The sequence below is a fragment of the Kitasatospora sp. NPDC088264 genome, from assembly GCF_040685715.1.
GTDB lineage: Bacteria > Actinomycetota > Actinomycetes > Streptomycetales > Streptomycetaceae > Kitasatospora.
Map to the genome: position 1 here is coordinate 103,478 of NZ_JBFBIR010000004.1, position 18,402 is coordinate 121,879.

An 18,402-nucleotide genomic window follows, 5' to 3' on the forward strand; every position below is an offset into this window, starting at 1 on the left:
GCGCACCGATGTCAGAGGCCCCCGAGACCAGCCCCGCCACCTCCCGCCGCACCGTGCTCTGCGGCGCCGCCGCCGTACTGGCGGCCGGCGGCACCGTGGCGGTCGCCGGCTGCGGTTCCTCCTCGGGCTCCTCCGGCGCCGGCAGCGCGGCCAAGAGCCCGGTGGACCTCGGCCCGGCCTCGGCGGTGCCGGAGGGCGGCGGCAAGGTCTTCCGCAACCAGAAGATCGTCGTGACCCAGCCGACCGCGGGGGAGTACAAGGCCTTCAGCGCCGTCTGCACCCACGCCGGCTGCGTCGTCGACCAGGTGAAGAGCCAGCAGATCCAGTGCCCCTGCCACGGCAGCCGGTTCGCCATCACCGACGGCGCCGTCCAGGACGGCCCGGCCCCCAGGCCGCTGCCCGCCTACGCCGTCACGGTCGACGGCGGGAACCTCAAGGTGACCCCGAGCTGAAGCAGTTGATCTCCGCCCAGTCGATCTCCGCCCAGTCGATCCCCGCCCCGTTGATCTCCGCCCCGTCGATCTCTCCTTCGCGGCCCCGGCCCCACTCGGTACGGTGGACCCATGGCTGACCCGAGCACCTACCGCCCGGCGCCGGGCGCGATCCCAACCTCACCGGGCGTCTACAAGTTCCGTGACGCCCACGGACGGGTCATCTACGTCGGCAAGGCCAAGAGCCTGCGGCCGCGCCTGTCGTCCTACTTCCAGGACCTGGCCGGCCTGCACCCGCGCACCGCGACCATGGTCACCACCGCCGCCTCGGTGGAGTGGACGGTGGTGGCCACCGAGGTCGAGGCGCTCCAGCTGGAGTACTCCTGGATCAAGGAGTTCGACCCGCGGTTCAACGTCAAGTACCGCGACGACAAGAGCTATCCGGAACTCGCCGTCACCCTCGACGAGGAATACCCGCGGGTCCAGGTGATGCGCGGGGCGCACAAGAAGGGCGTGCGCTACTTCGGCCCGTACGGGCACGCCTGGGCGATCCGCGAGACGGTCGACCTGCTGCTGCGCGTCTTCCCCGTCCGCACCTGCTCCAACGGCGTGTTCAAGCGCGCCCGGCAGGTCGGCCGGCCCTGCCTGCTCGGCTACATCGGCAAGTGCGCCGCGCCCTGCGTCGGCAAGGTCTCGCCGGACGAACACCGGGCGCTGGCCGAGGACTTCTGCGACTTCATGGCCGGGCGCACCGGCAACTACCTGCGCCGGCTGGAAGAGCAGATGCGGGAGGCCGCCGAGGAGATGGAGTACGAGAAGGCGGCCCGGCTGCGGGACGACATCGGCGCCCTCAAGCGCGCGATGGAGAAGAACGCCATCGTGCTCGCCGACGCCACCGACGCCGACCTGCTGGCCGTCGCCGAGGACGAACTGGAGGCCGCCGTCCAGATCTTCCACGTCCGCGGCGGCCGGGTGCGCGGCCAGCGCGGCTGGGTCACCGACAAGGTCGAGGACGTCGACACCGCCGGCCTGGTCGAGCACGCCCTCCAGCAGCTCTACGGTGGTGCCGGCGGCCCGGACGAGCGCAACGAGTCCGTCCCGCGCGAGGTGCTCGTCCCCGCGCTGCCCGAGCCGGCCGGTCCGGTCCGGGACTGGCTGAGCGGCCTGCGCGGCAGCCAGGTCGACCTGCGGATCCCGCAACGCGGCGACAAGAAGGACCTGATGGCCACCGTGCAGCGCAACGCCCAGCAGGCGCTGGCACTGCACAAGACCAAGCGCGCCTCCGACCTCACCACCCGCAGCCGCGCCCTGCAGGAGATCGCCGACGCGCTGGAGCTGGACTCGGTGCCGCTGCGCATCGAGTGCTTCGACATCTCCCACCTCCAGGGCGAGGACGTGGTCGCCTCGATGGTCGTCTTCGAGGACGGCCTGGCCCGCAAGAGCGAGTACCGGCGCTTCCAGATCAAGGGCTTCGAGGGCCAGGACGACGTCCGCTCGATGCACGAGGTGATCGGTCGGCGCTTCCGCCGCTACCTCCAGGAGCGCGAGCAGACCGGCGAGTGGGTCGTCCCCGAGGCCGACGACCCGGGCGCCGCCGCCGACGGCACCGGGGCCCCGGCCGGCCCGATCGACCCGGAGACGGGCCGTCCGCGCCGCTTCGCCTACCCGCCCCAACTGCTGGTCGTCGACGGCGGCCAGCCGCAGGTCGCCGCCGCCAAGCGCGCCCTGGACGAACTCGGCATCGACGACGTCGCGCTGTGCGGCCTGGCCAAGCGGCTGGAGGAGGTCTGGCTGCCCGGCGAGGACGACCCGGTCGTGCTGCCGCGCTCCAGCGAGGGCCTCTACCTGCTCCAGCGGGTCCGCGACGAGGCCCACCGCTTCGCGATCACCTACCAGCGCAGCAAGCGTTCCAAGCGACTCACCGCCGGGGAACTGGACTCCGTCCCGGGCCTCGGCGAGACTCGCCGCCAGGCGCTGCTCAAGCACTTCGGCTCGCTGAAGAGGCTCCGGGCCGCCACCGTCGACGAACTCTGCGCCGTACCCGGCATCGGACGCCGCACGGCGGAGACTGTTGCGGCGGCGTTGTCCTCCCGTACACCCGTCGCACCAGCGGTGAACACCGCTACCGGCGAGATCATCGAGGACGGGGCCGAACCGGCCGCCGAGCCGGTGGTCGCAGCATCCCAGACCGCACCATCCCAGGAGACGCCATGACGGTCGACGCCGACCGTCAGACGGCGCGCCCAGCCCCCGCCCGCCTGTCCGGGCAGGGGAAGGGCGATCGCGCCGTGCGCGTTCTCCCCAGCAGAAAGACCGAGAGCGGGGAACCGAAGTGACCGTGTCAGACGTGGCCGAGAACGCGCCGGAGCTGGTGATCATCTCCGGCATGTCCGGAGCCGGCCGCTCCACCGCCGCGAAGTGCCTGGAGGACCTGGGCTGGTTCGTGGTGGACAACCTGCCACCGGCCCTGATCCCGACCATGGTCGACCTGGGCGCCCGCTCCCAGGGCAACGTCGCCCGGATCGGCGTGGTCGTGGACGTCCGGGGCCGCCAGTTCTTCGACGACCTGCTCACCTCGCTCGACGAGTTGGAGAAGCGCGGCGTCCGGCTCAGCGTGGTCTTCCTGGACTCCTCCGACGACGCGCTGGTCCGCCGCTTCGAGAGCGTGCGCCGCCCGCACCCGCTGCAGGCCGACGGCCGGATCGTCGACGGCATCGCCCAGGAGCGCGACCTGCTGCGCGACCTGCGCGGCGAGGCCGACCTGGTGATCGACACCTCCAACCTCAACGTGCACCAGCTGCGCGCCAAGCTGGACGCCCAGTTCGCCGACCACGACGAGCCCGAGCTGCGCGCCACCGTGATGTCCTTCGGCTTCAAGTACGGCCTGCCGGTCGACGCCGACCTGGTGGTGGACTGCCGCTTCCTGCCCAACCCGCACTGGGTGCCCGAGCTGCGCGCCCGCACCGGCACCGACGCGGACGTCGCCGACTACGTGTTCCAGCAGCCCGGCGCCAACGAGTTCCTGGACGGCTACGCCGAGCTCCTGCGCATCATCACCGAGGGGTACCGCCGCGAGGGGAAGCGCTACATGACGCTTGCCGTAGGCTGCACCGGTGGCAAGCACCGCAGCGTCGCGATGTCCGAGCGCCTGACCAAGCGTCTCATCGCCGACGGAGTGGAGACGGTGCTCGTCCACCGTGACATGGGACGGGAGTGACCGCCGCCTCCTAGCCGGGCCGCCGGCGGGGCCGGCGGCCGCGGCGAGGAACGCGAGGTGAGTGTGGCGGGATATGTGCCCGGGCGGCAACCGCAGAACAGGAGTGCCGACCGGGCGGGTGGCCCGGCCCGGCCGCCGGTCCCGAGCCGGCCGCGCAGCAGCCCCGCCCGGGCCAACCCGGCCCCCCGGATCACCGCGCTCGGCGGCGGCCAGGGCCTGTCCGCCTCGCTCTCCGCGCTGCGCCGGCTCACCAGCGACCTGACCGCCGTGGTCACCGTCGCCGACGACGGCGGCTCCAGCGGCCGGCTCCGCACCGAGCTGGGCGTGCTGCCCCCCGGCGACCTGCGCAAGGCGCTGGCCGCGCTGTGCGGGGACGACGACTGGGGGCGCACCTGGTCCGAGGTGATCCAGCAGCGCTTCACCGGCACCGGCGAGCTCGGCGGCCACGCGGTCGGCAACCTGCTGATCGTCGCGCTCTGGGAGAAGCTCGGTGACCCGGTGGCCGCCCTGGACTGGGTCGGCCGGCTGCTGAACGTCCAGGGCCGGGTACTGCCGATGTCGGCGGTGCCGCTGGACATCGAGGCGACCGTGCGCGGCCACGACCCGGAGCGCCCCGGCGAGCTGTCGGCCGTCCGCGGCCAGGCCAGCGTCGCGGTCACGCCCGGCACCGTGCAGTCGATCCGGCTGCTGCCGGACGGGCCGCCGGCCGTCCCGGAGGCGGTCACCGCCGTCCGGGAGGCGGACTGGGTGGTGCTCGGTCCCGGCTCCTGGTTCACCAGCGTGCTGCCGCACCTGCTGGTCCCGGAGCTGGCCAAGGCGCTCACCGAGACCCGCGCCCGCCGCCTGCTCACCCTGAACCTGGCCCCCCAGCCCGGCGAGACCGAGGGCTTCACCCCGCAGCGCCACCTGGAGGTCATCGCCGACCACGCCCCGGGCCTCGCGGTGGATGCGATCCTGGTGGACGAGCGCGCCGTCACCGGCGGCGCCTTCGGCCAGGCGGATCTGGCCGGTCTGGAGAAGGCCGCCGAGCGGATGGGCGCCGCCCTGGTCCTGGGCCGGGTGGCCCGCACCGACGGCACCCCGCGACACGACCCGGAGCTGTTGGCGGCAGCGTACGACCGGATTTTCCGGACACATGGAAGGATCGGGCCATGGCGATGACTCCAGCGGTGAAGGACGAGATCAGCCGGCTCCCGGTCACCAGGGCCTGCTGCCGCAAGGCGGAGGTGTCGGCGATCCTGCGGTTCGCGGGCGGGCTGCACATCGTGAGCGGCCGGATCGTGATCGAGGCGGAGCTGGACACCGGCGCGGCGGCGCGGCGGCTGCGCAAGGACCTGCTGGAGATCTTCGGACACTCCTCCGACCTCGTGGTGATGGCCCCCGGCGGACTGCGGCGCGGCAGCCGCTTCGTCGTCCGGGTGGTCAAGGACGGCGAACTGCTCGCGCGCCAGACCGGCCTCGTGGACGGCCGGGGCCGGCCGATCCGGGGGCTGCCCCCGGCAGTCGTCTCCGGGGCCACCTGCGATGCCGAGGCGGCCTGGCGCGGGGCCTTCCTGGCGCACGGCTCGCTCACCGAGCCGGGCCGCTCCTCCTCGCTGGAGATCACCTGCCCCGGCTCCGAGGCCGCCCTCGCCCTGGTCGGCGCGGCCCGCCGGCTCGGCATCCCGGCCAAGGCCCGCGAGGTGCGCGGCGTGGACCGGGTGGTGATCCGCGACGGCGACGCTATCGGCGCGCTGCTGACCCGGCTCGGCGCGCACGAGTCGGTGCTCGCCTGGGAGGAGCGCCGGATGCGGCGCGAGGTCCGGGCCACCGCCAACCGCCTGGCCAACTTCGACGACGCCAACCTGCGCCGCTCGGCCCGCGCCGCGGTGGCGGCCGGCGCCCGGGTGGCGCGGGCGCTGGAGATCCTCGGCGAGGAGGTGCCCGAGCACCTGGCCGCGGCCGGTCAGCTGCGGATGCAGCACAAGCAGGCCTCGCTGGAGGAACTGGGCGCGCTCGCCGACCCGCCGCTGACCAAGGACGCGGTGGCCGGCCGGATCCGCCGCCTGCTGGCGATGGCGGACAAGCGCGCCTCCGAGCTCGGCCTGCCGAGCACCGAGGCCAACCTCACCGACGAGATGGCGATGAACTGACCGCCGCACCGAGTGGCTGTTCCGCGGCCGGTGTCCGGATTCCGGGCACCGGCCGCCGCCGTGTCCGGCGGGGATACCCGGACGCGCCCGGTGTGCGCAAATTGGTAGAGACCACTGACCGGGACCAACTGCCCTGACGGCCAAGGACGGTCGGCCTGATTTCGCGCCACGCCAGGTCGTCGCACGTGGCGCGATGTGCCCTCCCAGGCCTGGGAGGGGTAGGGTCATAGGCGGTCGGGGACTTCCCAAATCTCACCCCCGTCGGCTTAGCTCCGGCGTACCTAACGAGGAGATCGGTTCGTGACGATCCGGGTAGGCATCAACGGATTCGGCCGCATCGGCCGCAACTTCTTCCGCGCGGTCAAGGCGCAGGGCGCGGACATCGAGATCGTCGGTGTCAACGACCTCACTGACACGAAGACCCTGGCTCACCTGCTCAAGTACGACACCACCCTGGGCACCTTCCCGGGCGAGGTCTCGCACACCGAGGACAGCATCACCGTCGACGGCAAGACCTTCCAGGTCAGCGCCGAGCGTGACCCCGCCAACCTGCCGTGGGCCGCCCTGGGCGCCGACATCGTCGTCGAGTCCACCGGCATCTTCACCAAGGCCGAGGCCGCGAAGAAGCACCTCACCGCCGGCGCCAAGAAGGTCATCATCTCGGCGCCCGCGAGCGACGAGGACGTCACCATCGTCCTGGGCGTCAACGAGGACAAGTACGACGCCGCCAACCACTCGATCATCTCCAACGCCTCGTGCACCACCAACTGCGTGGCGCCGATGGCCAAGGTGCTGCACGAGAACTTCGGCATCGTCAAGGGCCTGATGACGACCGTCCACGCGTTCACCAACGACCAGGTGACCCTGGACTTCCCGCACAAGGACCTGCGTCGCGCCCGTGCCGCGTCGCAGAACATCATCCCGACCTCGACCGGTGCCGCCAAGGCGACCGCCCTGGTCCTGCCGGAGCTGAAGGGCAAGCTGGACGGCACCTCGCTGCGCGTCCCGGTCCCGACCGGCTCCATCACCGACCTGGTCGTCACCCTGGAGCGCGAGGTGACCAAGGACGAGGTCAACGCCGCCTTCCAGAAGGCCTCGCAGGAGGGCCCGCTCAAGGGCATCCTGACCTACACCGAGGACCCGATCGTCTCCTCGGACATCGTCAACGACCCGGCCTCCTGCATCTTCGACTCCCAGCTCACCATGGTCCAGGGCAACCAGGTCAAGGTGCTCGGCTGGTACGACAACGAGTGGGGCTACTCGAACCGCCTCGTCAACCTGACCTCCCTCGTCGGCGGCCAGCTCTGACGCAGCGGGAGCTGACGTGATGTAGGGGCGAGGGCCCGGCTGGCGCACTGTGCCGACCGGGCCCTCGCTCTGCGCACCAGGACTTCCCAGGCGGCCCCTGCGCCGTGCCGCCTCTGCGCATCAACCATCTCCCCAGGAGAGCCAATCCCCGTGAAGACCATCGAAGACCTCGACGTCGCCGGCAAGCGCGTGTTCGTCCGTGCCGACCTGAACGTCCCGCTGGACGGCACCACGATCACCGACGACGGCCGGATCCGCGCCGTCGCCCCGACCATCGCCAAGCTCGTCGAGCGCGGCGCCCGGGTCGTCGTCGCCTCCCACCTCGGCCGCCCCAAGGGCGCGCCGGACCCGCAGTTCTCCCTCGCGCCGGCGGCCGCGCGCCTCGGCGAGATCCTCGGCAAGAACGTCGCCTTCGCCACCGACACCGTGGGTGAGAGCGCCGAGTCCACCGTGGCCGCGCTGGGCGACGGCGAGGTCGCGCTGCTGGAGAACCTGCGCTTCAACGCCGGCGAGACCAGCAAGGACGACGCCGAGCGCAAGGCCTTCGCCGAGCAGCTGGCCGCCCTCGCGGACCTGTACGTCGGTGACGGCTTCGGCGCCGTGCACCGCAAGCACGCCTCGGTCTACGACCTGCCCGGCCTGCTGCCGCACGCGGCCGGCGACCTGATCGCCACCGAGGTCGGTGTGCTCAAGAAGCTCACCGAGGAGGTCGCGCGCCCGTACGTGGTCGTGCTCGGCGGCGCCAAGGTCTCCGACAAGCTCGGCGTGATCGACAACCTGCTGAAGAAGGCCGACCGGATCCTGATCGGCGGCGGCATGGCGTACACCTTCCTCAAGGCCAAGGGCCACGAGGTCGGCATCTCGCTGCTGCAGGAGGACCAGATCCCGGTCGTCCTGGACTACCTGAAGCGCGCCGAGGAGACGGGCGTCGAGTTCGTCCTGCCGGTGGACGTCCTGGTGTCGGTGGACTTCCCCGACCTCAAGACCAAGGCCCCGGCCAACCCCTCGCTCGTCGCCGCGGACGCGATCCCGGCCGACCAGGAGGGCCTGGACATCGGCCCGAAGACCCGCGAGCTGTACGCGGCGAAGCTGGCCGACGCGGGCACCGTGTTCTGGAACGGCCCGATGGGCGTCTTCGAGCACCCGGACTACGCGAACGGCACCAAGGCCGTGGCCCAGGCGCTGCTGGACAGCGACGCGTTCACCGTGGTCGGTGGCGGCGACTCCGCCGCGGCCGTCCGCATCCTGGGCTTCGACGAGAACGCATTCGGACACATCTCGACCGGCGGTGGCGCCAGCCTCGAGTACCTGGAGGGCAAGACCCTCCCCGGTCTCGCCGCCCTGGAAGGCTGAAAGCAATGACTGAGCGTCTCCCGCTGATGGCGGGCAACTGGAAGATGAACCTCAACCACCTTGAGGCCATCCAGCACACCCAGAAGCTGGCCTTCGCGCTGGCCGACAAGGACTACGAGGCCGTCGAGGTCGCCGTCCTGGTGCCGTTCACCGACCTGCGTTCGGTGCAGACCCTGGTCGACGGCGACAAGCTGAAGATCAAGTACGGCTCGCAGGACATCTCGCAGCACGACTCCGGTGCCTACACCGGCGAGGTCTCCGGCCCGATGCTGGCCAAGCTGAAGTGCACCTTCGCGGTGATCGGCCACTCGGAGCGCCGCCAGTACCACGGTGAGGACGAGGCGATCGTCAACGCCAAGGTCAAGGCCGCCTACCGGGCCGGGATCACCCCGATCCTGTGCATCGGCGAGCCGCTGGACGTCCGCAAGGCCGGCACCCACGTCGAGCACACCCTCGCCCAGCTGGACGGCGCCCTGGCGGACATCCCGGCCCACCAGGCCGAGTCCATCGTGGTCGCCTACGAGCCGGTCTGGGCGATCGGCACCGGCGAGGTGGCCACCCCGGAGGACGCGCAGGAGGTCTGCGCCGCCATCCGCAAGCGGATCGCCGAGCTGTACGACGCCGAGCTGGCCGACAAGGTCCGCGTGCTGTACGGCGGTTCGGTGAAGTCGTCGAGCGCGGCCGGTCTGATGGCCAAGCCCGACATCGACGGCGGCCTGATCGGCGGTGCCTCGCTGGACGCCGACGAGTTCGTCAAGATCGTGCGCTACCGTGAGCAGGCAGTAGGCTAACGCCGCTGCAGCAACGTAGGCTTTGGGGCCGGACCGCCGTCAGCGGTCCGGCCCCGTCGCCGAAGATACGAGAGAGTTGGTCCCGTCGTGGTTCTCGGGTTCTCGATTGCCCTGATCATCTTCAGTCTGCTGATGATCCTGCTGGTGCTGCTGCACAAGGGGAAGGGCGGCGGCCTGTCGGACATGTTCGGTGGCGGCGCGATGTCCACCGGCGGCGGCTCGGCGGTGGCCGAGCGCAACCTGGACCGCATCACGATCGTGGTCGGTCTCGCCTGGTTCGCCTGCATCATCGTGCTGGGCCTGGTGCTGAAGTACAAGAGCTGACGTAACCCTGACGCCCCGTCGCCCGAGCGCCTATCCTGGGACGGTCGGGGGCGGAGGCGATGGCGGTGGACGCTTAACTCCTGCTTACACTAGGACGACTTTCGCCACCGACGCGCACCGCGGAGGGTCGGCGCACCAGCACGCAGGGAGTCAGACCGTGGCAAGTGGCAACGCCATCCGTGGCAGCAGGGTCGGAGCGGGCCCGATGGGCGAGGCGGAGCGCGGCGAGTCCGCCCCGCGCAACCGGATCACCTTCTGGTGTGCCAACAAGCACGAGACCCGGCCGAGCTTCGCCGCCGAGGCCGTCATCCCGGACACCTGGGACTGCCCGCGGTGCGGTTTCCCGGCCGGACAGGACGAGCACAACCCGCCCGCGCCCTCGCGCAACGAGCCGTACAAGACCCACCTCGCCTACGTCCGCGAGCGGCGCACCGACGCCGACGGCGAGGCGATCCTCGCCGAGGCGCTGGCCAAGCTGCGCGGCGAGATCTGACCCGGACGACAGACAGCGAAGGGCGCCACCGTCGAGGACGGTGGCGCCCTTGTGCGTTGCCGGGCCCGTTACGCCGAGGCCGGCGGGTACAGCTGGGGCGGGATCTGCTCCGCCGCGGCCCGGTCCAGCAGCCACAGGGTGCGGCTGCGGCCGTACGCGCCGGAGGCGGGCGCCTGGAGCTCGCCCGGGCCGGACAGGGCCATCGCGACCGCGTCCGCCTTGTCCGCGCCGGCCGCCAGCAGCCAGACCTCGCGGGCCGCCCGGATCGCCGGGAGGGTGAGCGAGATCCGGGTCGGCGGGGGCTTGGGGGCCCCGCGCACGCCGATCACGGTCAGCTCGGTCTCCCGCACGCCCGGGTGCTCGGGGAAGAGCGAGGCGACGTGGGTGTCCGGGCCGACGCCGAGCAGCAGCACGTCGAAGGCCGGGACGCCGAGCCGGTCACCCGGGCCGGAGGCCTTCGCCAGCTCCTCCGCGTAGCGGGCGGCGGCGGCCTCCACATCCGAGCCGTCCGCACCGTCCGAGGCGGGCATCTCGTGCACCCGCGCCGGGTCGAGCGGGACGGAGTCCAGCAGTTCGGCGCGGGCCTGGACGGCGTTGCGGTCCGGGTCCCCGGCGGGGACGAAGCGCTCGTCGCCCCACCAGAGGTCCAGCCGCGCCCAGTCGACCGCGTCGCGCGCCGGGGAGGCGGCGATCGCGGCCAGCAGGGCGTTGCCGTTGCGCCCGCCCGTGAGCACCACCGAGGCGGTGCCGCGGGCGGCCTGGGCGTCCACGATCCGGGTGATCAGCCGGGCCGCGGCCGCCTGGGCCATCAGCTCCTTGTCCCGGTGGACGACCAGCTGCGGGGTCGCGTTGGTCATGCGCTCCCCTTGGCGGCGCGCTTGGCGGGCTTCTTGGCGGGAGCCTTCTCGGCGGCCTCGGCCTCGGCCTCGGCCACGTCCTCGGACGCGACCTTGGCGGTCACCCGGGCGGGGTTGGCCACCGCGGCCTCGGTGACCGCCGCGCGGGCGACCCGCTCGGCCGCCGCCGTCTCGGCGGTGTCCGGCTCGCGCAGCCGGTCGACGGGCGTGCGCACGGCCGTCGCGTAGATGTCGTCCGGGTCGAGCCGGCGCAGTTCCTCGGCGATCAGCTCCGAGGTCTCGCGCCGCTTGAGCGCCACCTGGCGGTCCGGGGAACCGACCATGGAGAGCGTGCCCATCAGGCCGTCCGGGCGGTCCAGGGTGATGTCGCCGTCCTTGGTGCGCAGGTGCACCGCGGTGATGCCGGGGCCGCCGGTGACGATCCGCTCGACCGGCACGTGCAGCCGGTTGTGCAGCCAGAGGCCGAGCAGTTCGACGCTGGGGTTGTAGGACTCGCCCTCGACCACCGCGGAGGTGATCGTGACCGGCCGCTGGTCCAGCGCGGCGGCCAGCATCGAGCGCCAGCCGGTGATCCGGGTCCAGGCCAGGTCGGTGTCGCCCGGGGTGTAGCTCTGGGCCCGCTGGGCGAGCTGGCCGACCGGGGACTCGGCGGTGACGGCGTCGGTGATCCGGCGCTGGGCGAGCGCGCCCAGCGGGTCCTGCGCCGGGTGCAGCGGCGCGTTGTCGGGCCACCAGACGACGACCGGGGCGTCCGGGAGCAGCAGTGGCAGGACCACCGACTGCGCGTGCGCGGCGAGTTCGCCGTGCATGCGCAGGATGACCGTCTCTCCCGAGCCGGCGTCGGTGCCGACGAGGATCTCGGCGTCCAGCCGGGTCTCGGCGCGGGCCCGGGGCGAGCGCCCGGCGCGCTTGATCACCGCGAGGGTGCGCGAGGGGTGCTCGCGGGAGGCGTCGTTGGCGGCCTTGAGGGCGTCGTACGCGCTGCCCTCGTCGGTCACGATCACCAGGGTGAGCACCATGCCGGCGGCGGTGGAGCCACTGGCCCGGCGCGCCTCCATCAGCGCGGCGTTGATCTTGCTGGACGTCGTGTTGGTGAGGTCGATCTTCATGGCCGGCGCCAGCTCCTGCCGTCTCGTGCGAGCATCTCGTCCGCCTCGGCCGGGCCCCAGGTCCCCGCGGAGTACTGGGCGGGCTTGCCGTGGGTGTCCCAGTACTTCTCGATCGGGTCGAGGATCTGCCAGGAGAGCTCGACCTCCTGGTGACGCGGGAACAGGTTGGCGTCGCCGAGCAGCACATCGAGGATGAGCCGCTCGTACGCCTCCGGGCTGGACTCGGTGAAGGACTCGCCGTAGGCGAAGTCCATCGTGACGTCCCGGACCTCGAAGGAGGTGCCCGGCACCTTGGAGCCGAACCGCACCGTCACGCCCTCGTCCGGCTGGACCCGGATGACCAGGGCGTTCTGCCCCAGCTCCTCGGTCGCGTAGGAGTCGAACGGCAGGTACGGGGCGCGCTGGAAGACCACCGCGATCTCGGTGACCCGGCGGCCCAGCCGCTTGCCGGTGCGCAGGTAGAACGGGACGCCCGCCCAGCGGCGGTTGTTGATCTCCAGCTTGATCGCCGCGAAGGTGTCGGTCTTGGAGTCCGGGTCGATGCCGTCCTCGTCCAGGTAGCCGACCACCTCCTCGCCGCCCTGCCAGCCGGCCGCGTACTGGCCGCGCACGGTGTGCCGGCCGAGGTCGGCCGGGAGCTTGACGGCGCTGAGCACCTTGAGCTTCTCGGCCACCAGCGCCTTCGGGTGGAAGGACGCCGGCTCCTCGATGGCGGTGAGCGCCATCAGCTGGAGCAGGTGGTTCTGGATGACGTCGCGGGCGGAGCCGATGCCGTCGTAGTAGCCGGCCCGGCCGCCGATGCCGATGTCCTCGGCCATGGTGATCTGCACGTGGTCGACGTACGACCGGTTCCAGATCGGCTCGAACATCTGGTTGGCGAAGCGCAGCGCCAGGATGTTCTGGACCGTCTCCTTGCCCAGGTAGTGGTCGATCCGGAAGACCTCGTCCCGGGGGAAGACCTCGTGGACGATCCGGTTCAGCTCCTGGGCGCTCTCCAGGTCGTGGCCGAAGGGCTTCTCGATGACCGCGCGACGCCACGAGCCCTGCGGGGGGTCGGCCAGGCCGTGCTTCTTGAGCTGCTGGACGACGGTCGGGAAGAACTTCGGCGGGACGGACAGGTAGAAGGCGAAGTTGCCGCCGGTGCCCTGCGCCTTGTCCAGCTCGTCGATGGTCTCGCGGAGCTTGTCGAAGGCGTCGTCGTCGTCGAAGGTGCCGTGGACGAAGCGCATGCCCTTGGCGAGCTGCTGCCAGACCTCCTCCCGGAACGGGGTGCGGGCGTGGTCCTTGACCGCGTCGTGGACCTCCTTGGCGAAGTCCTCGTCGTCCCACTCGCGCCGGGCGAAGCCGACGAGAGAGAAGCCCGGCGGCAGCAGACCGCGGTTGGCCAGGTCGTAGATGGCCGGCATGAGCTTCTTGCGGGACAGGTCGCCGGTGACTCCGAAGATGACCAGACCGGACGGCCCCGCGATGCGCGGGAGCCGTCGGTCGGCCGGGTCACGAAGCGGGTTGACGGGGGCCGGCGGGAGATCGTCCGCGTCCGACTCCGAGGTCAACTCGGGGAAATCAGTGCTCACTTGTTGGGCTCCGCTTTCGTGCGCTGGCTGTGTGAGCGAACGGTCACTTCTCGCCGGCGAAGGAGGCGAGCGAGGCGGTGACGGTGTCGAGCAGCTCGTTCCAGGACTGCTCGAACTTCTCCACGCCCTCGTCCTCCAGCACCTGGACCACGTCGTCGTAGTCCACGCCGGCGGCGGCGATGGCGTCCATCACGGCCTTGGCGTCGGCGTAGTTGGGGACGATGGTGCCGCCGGTGACCACGCCGTGGTCGGCGGTGGCCTCCAGGGTGGCCTCGGGCATGGTGTTGACCGTGCCGGGGGCGACCAGCTCGGTGACGTACAGGGTGTCCGGCAGAGCCGGGTCCTTGACACCGGTGGAGGCCCACAGCGGGCGCTGCGGCTTGGCGCCGGCGGCCTCCAGCGAGCGCCAGCGGGCGCTGCCGGCGGACTTGCCGTCGACCGAGCCGAAGACCTCCTCGTACGCCTGGTAGGCGAGGCGGGCGTTGGCCAGGGCGGCCTTGGAGCGAAGGTCCCGGGCGTCGCCGCCGATCTTCTCCAGGCGCTTGTCGATCTCGGTGTCCACGCGGGAGACGAAGAAGGAGGCGACCGACTCGATCTGGGAGAGGTCCAGGCCCTTGGCCTTGGCGGCCTCCAGGCCGGTCAGGTAGGCGTCGATGACGGCCTTGTAGCGCTCCAGCGAGAAGATCAGCGTGACGTTGACGCTGATGCCCCGGCCGATCACCTCGGCGATCGCGGGCAGGCCGGCCTTGGTGGCGGGGATCTTGATGAAGACGTTCGGGCGGTCGACCAGCCACCACAGCTGCTTGGCCTCGGCCACGGTGGCCGCGGTCTCGTGCGCCAGGCGCGGGTCGACCTCGATGGAGACCCGGCCGTCGCGGCCGTTGGAGGCGTCGTAGACCGGGCGCAGCACGTCGGCCGCGTCGCGCACGTCCGAGGTGGTGATCATGCGGACGGCCTCGTCGGTGGTGACCTTGCGGACGGCGAGGTCGCGCAGCTGGCCGTCGTAGGAGTCGTCGCCGCCGCCGATGGCCTTCTGGAAGATGGTCGGGTTGGTGGTAACGCCCACCACGTGCTTGTTCTGCACCAGCTCGGCGAGGTTGCCGGTGTTCAGCCGCTTGCGGCTGAGGTCGTCCAGCCAGATCGCCACGCCTTCGTCGCTGAGGCGCTTCAGTGCGTCAGTCATGGTGCTTCAGTCCTTTTTTGTTCTGCTTCGTGGGGTAGTCAGAGGGGGCCGTGCGCCCGCGTGCGGGCGGGCGCACGGCCCAGGGGGCGTCAGCGGTTGACGGCCTCAAGGGAACGGAGGGCGTTGTGGGCCTCGGCCACCACGCGCTCGGCGGTCAGGCCGAACTCCTCGAAGAGCACCTTGTAGTCGGCGGAGGCGCCGAAGTGCTCCAGCGAGACGATCCGGCCGTGGTCGCCGACCAGCTCGCGCCAGCCCTGGCCGATGCCGGCCTCGACCGACACCCGGGCCTTGACCGACGGCGGCAGCACGCTGTCACGGTAGGCCTGGTCCTGCTCCTGGAACCACTCGAAGGACGGCACCGAGACCACCCGGGTGGCGATGCCCTCGGCCTCCAGCACCTCGCGGGCCTTGACGGCCAGCTGGACCTCGGAGCCGGTGCCCAGCAGGATCACCTGCGGGTCGCCGCTGGAGGCCTCGGCCAGGATGTAGCCGCCCTTCGCGGTGCCCTCGGCGGAGCCGAAGACCTCGCGGTCGAAGGTCGGGACGTTCTGGCGGGTGAGCGCCAGGCCGACCGGGCCGGGGTGGGTGGTCTGGCGCTCGATGACGGTGCGCCAGGCGACGGCCGTCTCGTTGGCGTCGGCCGGGCGGACCATGGCCAGGCCCGGGATGGCGCGCAGCGAGGCCATGTGCTCGACCGGCTGGTGGGTCGGGCCGTCCTCGCCGAGGCCGATCGAGTCGTGCGTCCAGACGTAGGTGACCGGCAGCTTCATCAGCGCGGCCAGGCGAACGGCCGGGCGCATGTAGTCGGCGAAGACCAGGAAGGTGCCGCCGTACACGCGGGTCTTGCCGTGCAGGGCGATGCCGTTCATGGTCGAGCCCATGGCGTGCTCGCGGATGCCGAAGTGGATCGTCCGGCCGTACGGGCTGGCGCTCTTCAGCGGGTTGCCCTCGGGGAGGAACGAGCTGTCCTCGTCGATGGTGGTGAGGTTGGACTCGGCGAGGTCGGCCGAGCCGCCCCACAGCTCCGGGATGACCGCGCCGATCGCCTTGAGGGTCTCGCCGGAGGCCTTGCGGGTGGCGACGTCCTTGCCGGCGGGGAAGACCGGGACGGTCTTCTTCCAGCCCTCGGGAAGCTCGCCGGCCTGGATGCGGTCGAACTCGGCGGCGCGCTGCGGGTCGGCGGCGCGCCAGGCCTCCAGGGACTGCTCCCACTCGGCGTGGGCGGCCTTGCCGCGCTTGATGACCTCGCGGGCGTGCTCGATCACCTTGTCGGAGACCTCGAAGGTCTTCTCCGGGTCGAAGCCCAGGACCTTCTTGGTGGCGGCGATCTCGGCGGCGCCGAGCGCGGAGCCGTGCGCCTTGGCGGTGTTCTGGGCGTCCGGGGCCGGCCAGGCGATGATCGTGCGCATCGCGATGATCGACGGACGGGTGGTCTCGGCCTTGGCCGCGGCCAGCGCGTCGGCCAGGACGGCCACGTCGATGTCGCCGTTGGCCTTCGGGGCGACCCGCTGGACGTGCCAGCCGTACGCCTCGTAGCGCTTGAGGACGTCCTCGGAGAAGGCGGTCTCGGTGTCGCCCTCGATCGAGATGTGGTTGTCGTCGTACAGGGCGACCAGGTTGCCCAGCTTCTGGTGACCGGCCAGCGAGGAGGCCTCGGCGGAGATGCCCTCCTCCAGGTCGCCGTCGGAGACGATGGCCCAGATGGTGTGGTCGAAGGGGGACTCGCCGGCGGCGGCGTCCGGGTCGAACAGGCCGCGCTCGTAGCGGGCGGCCATCGCCATGCCCACCGCGTTGGCGATGCCCTGGCCGAGCGGGCCGGTGGTGGTCTCCACGCCCGCGGTGTGGCCGTGCTCCGGGTGGCCCGGGGTGCGGCTGCCCGCGACGCGGAAGGCCTTGAGGTCGTCCAGCTCCAGGCCGTAGCCCGACAGGTACAGCTGGGTGTAGAGGGTCAGGCTCGTGTGCCCGGGGGACAGCACGAACCGGTCGCGGCCGACCCAGGAGGGGTCGGTCGGGTCGTGGCGCAGGAAACGCTGGAAGATCAGGTACGCCGCGGGGGCCAGCGACATGGCCGTCCCGGGGTGTCCGTTGCCGACCTTCTGGACGGCGTCCATGGCCAGGACCCGCGCTGTGTCAACCGTGCGCTCGTCCAGTTCGGACCACTCGAATGCGTTCGTCGGCGTCGTGCTCACCCTGTCTCAGGGCTCCTTCCGTTGTGAAGAGTGACCCCGTGAAAGGGGACCGGGTCGGCCACGGCGCTGTGGTCTCGACGCTGGGTGGTGCCGGTCACGGAGGGTAGATCCCGCTTCTGCGTGCGAGCCTACCGTCCGGCCCGGGGCTCACCCTCCGTGCTGGGACAACCAGGAAATCCGGATGGTGATTCCCACCAGGGCGGTCTGCCTGATTTTGTCCCAGGCTCTCCTGTTTTACGGCACCCTGCCGCTCCGGTGGTCAGGACGGGTTGCGGCGGCGCGCCGGAACGGCTCCGTGGCTTCACCCGGTCGGTTCACCCGGGGGTGTGCCATCGGCCTCGCCGGGGGACCCCGGAGCCGGATGGGATATATGGAGCGTCTAAGGTGGCGTGGTACGCGCAGAGCGGACGATTTGGGACCCTTCGTTCCTGTGGACGCCTGCGAGGATTCATCTTCAGTTGGGGTGTTAGTGACCGCCGTCGAAACCCGTCCCGCCGGGGTCACCGGGGCGACTCCTGCGCACCGGCCCATCGGGGCCCGTGTCGGCGCCTTCGTCGCACTGACCAAGCCACGGATCATCGAACTGCTGCTGATGAGCACGGTGCCGGTGATGTTCCTCGCCCAGCAGGGCGTCCCGAACATGCTGCTGGTGCTGAAGGTCGTGGTCGGCGGCTACCTCTCGGCGGGCGGCGCCAACGCCCTCAACATGTACATCGACCGCGACATCGACGCGGTGATGTCCCGCACCGAGCGCCGGCCGATCGTCACCGGGATGGTGTCGCCGCGCGAGGCGCTGGTGTTCGGCATCGCCCTCGCGATCGTCTCGACCCTGCTGCTGGGCTTCGGCGTCAACTGGCTCTCCTCCGGACTGGCGCTCGGCGCGCTGCTGTTCTACGTGTTCGTCTACACGCTGGGGCTCAAGCGGCGCACCTCGCAGAACATCGTCTGGGGCGGCATCGCCGGCTGCATGCCGGTGCTGATCGGCTGGTCCTCCGTCACCAACTCGCTGTCCTGGGCGGCGGTCGCGCTGTTCCTGGTGGTGTTCTTCTGGACGCCGCCGCACACCTGGGTGCTCTCGATGAAGGTGCGCGAGGACTACGAGCGGGCCGGCGTGCCGATGCTGCCGGTGGTCAAGGGCAACGTCGCGGTCGGCAAGCAGGTCGTCGCCTACTCCTGGGTGATGGTGGCGACCTCGCTGGCGGTGTGGCCGCTGGGGCACATGAGCTGGCTGTACCCCGTCGCGGCGGTGCTGCTCGGCGGGTTCTGGCTGCGCGAGGCGCACGCGCTGTACGGCCGGGCCAAGGCCGGCGTGGTGGGCGCGAAGCTGAAGGAGATGCGGCTGTTCCACTGGTCGATCACCTACCTGTCGCTGCTGTTCGTGGTGTGCGCGATCGACCCGTTCGTGAAGTAGGGCCCGTCCGACGTCGAAGAGCCCCGGTCC

The 18,402-nt window shown here is 71.4% G+C and carries 16 protein-coding genes; 11 read left to right on the forward strand and 5 right to left on the reverse strand.

Annotation, left to right across the window (positions count from 1 at the left end; all coding sequences use genetic code 11):
- The first annotated feature begins 8 nt into the window (after positions 1–8).
- From AB0O82_RS05390 to AB0O82_RS05435, 10 genes are all read left to right on the forward strand, one after another.
- Positions 9–452, forward strand: coding sequence for a Rieske (2Fe-2S) protein (locus AB0O82_RS05390; RefSeq protein WP_363580430.1), 444 nt, complete (start codon positions 9–11; stop codon positions 450–452).
- A gap of 111 nt (positions 453–563) precedes the next feature.
- On the forward strand, positions 564–2,645 hold the full coding sequence (gene uvrC, locus AB0O82_RS05395) for an excinuclease ABC subunit UvrC (RefSeq protein ID WP_363580432.1): 2,082 nt from the start codon (positions 564–566) through the stop codon (positions 2,643–2,645).
- A 118-nt stretch (positions 2,646–2,763) separates the two neighbouring features.
- A complete protein-coding gene (rapZ, locus tag AB0O82_RS05400) occupies positions 2,764–3,648 on the forward strand; it encodes an RNase adapter RapZ (protein ID WP_350885802.1) in 885 nt (294 codons plus the stop codon).
- 63 nt (positions 3,649–3,711) lie between these two features.
- A complete protein-coding gene (gene yvcK / locus AB0O82_RS05405) occupies positions 3,712–4,809 on the forward strand; it encodes a uridine diphosphate-N-acetylglucosamine-binding protein YvcK (RefSeq protein WP_350885867.1) in 1,098 nt (365 codons plus the stop codon).
- On the forward strand, positions 4,800–5,780 hold the full coding sequence (gene whiA / locus AB0O82_RS05410; RefSeq protein ID WP_063349505.1) for a DNA-binding protein WhiA: 981 nt from the start codon (positions 4,800–4,802) through the stop codon (positions 5,778–5,780). Before yvcK ends, whiA begins: the two co-directional genes overlap by 10 nt.
- Before the next feature lie 300 nt (positions 5,781–6,080).
- Positions 6,081–7,088: a type I glyceraldehyde-3-phosphate dehydrogenase gene (gene gap, locus AB0O82_RS05415; protein WP_363580434.1), complete on the forward strand. Its 1,008-nt coding sequence runs from the start codon at positions 6,081–6,083 to the stop codon at positions 7,086–7,088.
- A gap of 150 nt (positions 7,089–7,238) precedes the next feature.
- The gene (locus tag AB0O82_RS05420; RefSeq protein ID WP_363580436.1) at positions 7,239–8,441 is read left to right on the forward strand and encodes a phosphoglycerate kinase; all 1,203 of its coding nucleotides are present in this window, start codon (positions 7,239–7,241) and stop codon (positions 8,439–8,441) included.
- A 5-nt stretch (positions 8,442–8,446) separates the two neighbouring features.
- A complete protein-coding gene (gene tpiA / locus AB0O82_RS05425) occupies positions 8,447–9,232 on the forward strand; it encodes a triose-phosphate isomerase (protein WP_350885798.1) in 786 nt (261 codons plus the stop codon).
- Positions 9,233–9,319: 87 nt separating this feature from the next.
- Positions 9,320–9,556 carry a preprotein translocase subunit SecG gene (secG, locus tag AB0O82_RS05430; RefSeq protein WP_063349509.1) on the forward strand — a complete coding sequence of 79 codons (237 nt, stop codon included), beginning with the start codon at positions 9,320–9,322 and terminating at the stop codon, positions 9,554–9,556.
- Positions 9,557–9,713: 157 nt separating this feature from the next.
- A complete protein-coding gene (locus AB0O82_RS05435) occupies positions 9,714–10,049 on the forward strand; it encodes an RNA polymerase-binding protein RbpA (protein ID WP_079135914.1) in 336 nt (111 codons plus the stop codon).
- A gap of 68 nt (positions 10,050–10,117) precedes the next feature.
- Here the strand turns inward: AB0O82_RS05435 and pgl are convergent, their stop codons facing one another.
- From pgl to tkt, 5 genes are all read right to left on the reverse strand, one after another.
- Entirely contained in the window at positions 10,118–10,906 is a 789-nt protein-coding gene (gene pgl / locus AB0O82_RS05440) for a 6-phosphogluconolactonase (RefSeq protein WP_363580439.1), read from the reverse strand.
- Positions 10,903–12,015: a glucose-6-phosphate dehydrogenase assembly protein OpcA gene (opcA, locus tag AB0O82_RS05445; RefSeq protein WP_363580441.1), complete on the reverse strand. Its 1,113-nt coding sequence runs from the start codon at positions 12,013–12,015 to the stop codon at positions 10,903–10,905. The genes pgl and opcA overlap by 4 nt, the downstream gene beginning before the upstream one ends.
- Entirely contained in the window at positions 12,012–13,568 is a 1,557-nt protein-coding gene (zwf, locus tag AB0O82_RS05450) for a glucose-6-phosphate dehydrogenase (protein ID WP_363580670.1), read from the reverse strand. The genes opcA and zwf overlap by 4 nt, the downstream gene beginning before the upstream one ends.
- Before the next feature lie 64 nt (positions 13,569–13,632).
- Complete coding sequence (tal, locus tag AB0O82_RS05455; RefSeq protein ID WP_063349514.1) at positions 13,633–14,772, reverse strand: transaldolase; 1,140 nt, start codon at positions 14,770–14,772, stop codon at positions 13,633–13,635.
- Positions 14,773–14,861: 89 nt separating this feature from the next.
- A complete protein-coding gene (gene tkt / locus AB0O82_RS05460; RefSeq protein ID WP_363580443.1) occupies positions 14,862–16,961 on the reverse strand; it encodes a transketolase in 2,100 nt (699 codons plus the stop codon).
- A 463-nt stretch (positions 16,962–17,424) separates the two neighbouring features.
- Between tkt and AB0O82_RS05465 the strand changes: the two genes are divergently transcribed.
- On the forward strand, positions 17,425–18,372 hold the full coding sequence (locus AB0O82_RS05465; RefSeq protein WP_363580445.1) for a heme o synthase: 948 nt from the start codon (positions 17,425–17,427) through the stop codon (positions 18,370–18,372).
- Positions 18,373–18,402: the final 30 nt, after the last annotated feature.